Origin of the sequence: Bartonella sp. AP57NXGY (assembly GCF_042195805.1) — a bacterium.
GTDB lineage: Bacteria > Pseudomonadota > Alphaproteobacteria > Rhizobiales > Rhizobiaceae > Bartonella.
This window is the reverse complement of record NZ_JBHIOZ010000190.1, coordinates 1-2,306: the sequence shown is the minus strand read 5'-3', so window position 1 is coordinate 2,306 and position 2,306 is coordinate 1. Positions and strand designations below refer to the sequence as shown.

Genomic DNA, 2,306 nt, shown 5'->3' with positions numbered 1-2,306 from the left:
AAGGAGGATGCGCCATGTTTAACATAATAATCTCTTTTATTCCGTGGAGTATTTACTCCTGGGTTATCAATGGAAACGTTTTAACTCTGGTCGAACGCTCTCTCATCTTAACTGTGCTTTATCATTCATTCTGTTGATGATGTGTTGCGTAATGAGTTTGGAAAAAGCTTGGGGTCACGAGGAGTCTCCATTCTCGACCCTTTTACGGGAACGGGAACCTTTATCACAAGGCTATTACAATCCAATCTCATCAAACCAGAGGATATGGAATATAAATTCCGTCATGATATCCATGCCAATGAAATTGTTTTACTTGCCTATTACATAGCAGCGATTAACATTGAATCGACCTATCATAGTATCATGAAAGGTGAGTATATCCCTTTTAAACATATTGGTTTGACCGATACGTTTCGGATGCTTGAAGAGAAGAATCTGCTGCAAAAATTATTTAAAGAAAACAGTGAATATTTAGAACATCAAAAGAAACTGGATATCGAGGTTATCTTTGGTAACCCTCCTTATTCGGTAGGACAAAAAAATGAAAATGATAATGCAAAGAACACTCCCTACCCGATATTAGATAAACGGATCAGTGAAACTTATGCGGCTCAATCTAAAGCAAGTAATATACGAGCGCTTTATGACAGTTATATACGTGCTATTCGTTGGGCGAGTGACCGTATTCATAATGCTGGGGTAATCGGTTTTGTTTCTGGTTCAAGCTATATAGAAAAGCCAGCAATGGATAGTTTACGAAAATCTTTAGCCAAAGAATTTACGAGTATTTATGTACTTAATTTACGAGGTGATATCCGTAAAAATATGATGAATAAAAATAACGCTCAAGAAGGTGAGAATATTTTCGGCAATGGTAGTATGACGGGTATTGCCGTAACATTATTTATCAAAAATCCGAATGCTATTGGACCTTGTAAAATTTATTATCATGATATTGGAGATAATCTTTCTACCGAAAAAAAACTTGAGATGCTTCAATACCTTGGTAGTGTTGGTGGTATTACACTTGAAAACGGTTGGAAAATAATTACACCAGACAAGTACGGTGATTGGATCAATCAACGTGATGACAGTTTCAAGACATTCCTAGCTCTAGGTGTTAAAAAAGGGGATGATAAAAAGCTATTTGAAACTTATTCTCGCGGTATTATGACGAGTCGGGATGCTTGGGCATACAATTCAAGTCGTGAAACTCTCGCGAAGAATATGAGTAATATGATTGCTTTTTACAATAGTGAAGTGGAGCATTTTAATGGTGCTTATACACATAATGACGGTAAAACACGTACTAAAACTGTAGACAATTTTGTTAATGCTGATGAAAGAAAAATAAGTTGGAGTCGCGCTCTTAAACAAGAATTGGCAAAAGGAAAGAGCTTCAAATTTGAAGAATCTTATCTCATGCAAAGTCTTTATCGTCCATTTGCACAACAATGGCTTTATTATAATCGCAGCTTTAATGAAATGGTTTATAAAATGCCGCATATATTTCCGATAGGACGAGCGGTTGAAAATAAGGTAATACAAATTTCAGGCATGGGAACTCAATCAGGTTTTTCTGTTTTGATAGCTAAGTCTATACTTGATCTTCATGTTGTGCATAATGGTCAATGCTTTCCACGCTATATTTACGAAGACACTCTAGTTTCAAAAAATAAAAGTGAAAAACAATCCCATTTATTTGCAAATTCTACAGAGAAAAACACAACATCTGGTTTACAGAGACGTGATGCCATTACTGATGAGGAGCTAGCACATTTTAAAGCCGCTTATCCTAATGAAAAAATCACTAAAGATGATCTATTCTATTACGTTTACGGTTTGCTTCATTCGGAAGATTATCGCTCTCGTTATGCTGATAATTTATGCAAAGAATTACCTCGCATTCCTTGTGTAAAGAGTGCTGATGACTTTTGGAAATTTGTAACAGCAGGACGTGAACTAGGTCATTTGCATGTGAATTATGAAGATGTAGAACCTTATCCAGTGACCTTTAAAAAGGGTAATCCAAAACAGACAGAGATCTCTAATCCCGAAAAATTCTATTACGTGACTGAAATGAAATTCGCAAAAGCAGATAAAGAGAAAGATAAAAACACTGTTATTTATAATAGCAATATTACCATAACAGATATCCCTCTTGAAGCTTATCAGTATATCGTCAATGGCAAGCCCGCTCTTGAATGGGTTATGGGGCGTCAATGCGTAAAGACTGATAAAAAGAGTGGCATTGTTAATGATGCCAATCGTTATGCTGTTGAAACCATTGGCAACCCTGCCTACCC

At 36.2% G+C, this 2,306-nt stretch carries 1 pseudogene; it reads left to right on the top strand.

Features of this window, described 5'->3' with window-relative positions:
* Positions 1 to 117: 117 nt before the first annotated feature.
* Positions 118 to 2,306, top strand: a pseudogene (locus ACFIL8_RS09305) (type ISP restriction/modification enzyme); the annotation flags it as partial.